2 protein-coding genes are annotated in these 1,247 nt (G+C 75.1%); both read left to right on the forward strand.

Annotated elements, in window-relative coordinates; all coding sequences use genetic code 11:
- The coding region (locus E1293_RS47035; RefSeq protein WP_132206646.1) for a DUF3040 domain-containing protein at nucleotides 1-203 on the forward strand (203 nt) is incomplete at its 5' end.
- A 527-nt stretch (nucleotides 204-730) separates the two neighbouring features.
- Nucleotides 731-1,247, forward strand: a 517-nt coding sequence (locus E1293_RS47040) for an ATP-binding protein (RefSeq protein ID WP_132206648.1), incomplete at its 3' end; no start/stop codon positions are given.

The raw sequence follows: 1,247 nt of genomic DNA on the forward strand, positions 1-1,247 counted from the left end.
GCATGGCGCTGTCGATGGAGGAGCAGCGGATCCTCACGCAGATCGAGGTCCGCCTGAGCGAGGACGACCCGCGGCTGGCGCACCGGCTCGCACGGCTCGGCGTCCCGCGCGGCCGCCGGGCCCGCACCATCGCGCTCGCCGCGGCAGCCGTCATCGTCGTGCTCGCCGCGATCGGCGCCGGCATCGCCGCCGCGGCCCTGTGACCGCGCCCCCGTAAGCCCCGGCACCCGCCGCGAAACCCCTGCCGCAGAACCCCGGCCGCAGCTTCGTGGCCGCCCGGTCGTCCGAGACGCTCCCGCACCCCGGACATGCGAAACGCCGAGGCCCCGGCGAGACGAACTCGCCGGGGCCTCGGCGTTCACGCCGGTGTGGTGGTCGCCTCACGGCGAAAGGCACAACGAAGCTCCAGCCCGGACCGCGTGGGACCGGCGGTATTCCCCGAAGGCATCAATTAGAGCCCGGGGGACACATGCCACACCGACGTATCCACTGTAACGGCTCCCGGCGGGTGCCTCCTCCACCGCCACCCCGGATGTGAAGTTCACCTCACCTCGGAGTGAGGGTTCCCTGCGGCCGTGCACCGGCCCCCGCACGGACGCGTCAACCAATATGAACCGAATCGGGGAAATGCCGGAGAAGCGGCCACCCGCCGGCGCGGGGACCCGCCGGCCCGGCCGCACCTCCACGGCATCGCCCGTGCGGAACCGCCAGAGGGTGAGGAGACGGGGCAGTGCACACCACGGGGACGACGACCACGACCGCGGCGCCGGACGGCGCGGCGGACACCGGCACCGGCGAAGAATCGAGCAGCGGCACGAACCACGGCACCGGGCGTGACGAGATCCGGCCGGGCGCGGCGGCCTGGGAACTGGCCGCCGAGGCCCGCGCCGCGTCCCGCGCCCGCGACCTCACCACCCGGACACTGCGGGCCTGGAACGTCACCGGCACCGGCGACGTCGACGACATCGTCCTCATCGTGGACGAGCTCGTCACCAACGCCGTCGTGCACGGCACCGGACCCGTCCGCCTCGCCCTCCGCCTCGACGACGCACCCGGCGGCGCGAGCGTCGCCGGCGAGATCGGCGACGGCCACCCCGCCGCGCCCGGCGTCCCGGACGGGCCGCCCCGCGTCCTGGACTGGTCCGAGGCCGGCCGCGGCCTGCTCCTGGTCGCCGCCCTCGCCACCGACTTCGGCGCGCGCCCCGCACCGTCCGGCAAGACCGTCTGGTTCACCCGCCGCCTCACCC

Source organism: Actinomadura darangshiensis, from assembly GCF_004349235.1.
GTDB classification, from domain to species: domain Bacteria; phylum Actinomycetota; class Actinomycetes; order Streptosporangiales; family Streptosporangiaceae; genus Spirillospora; species Spirillospora darangshiensis.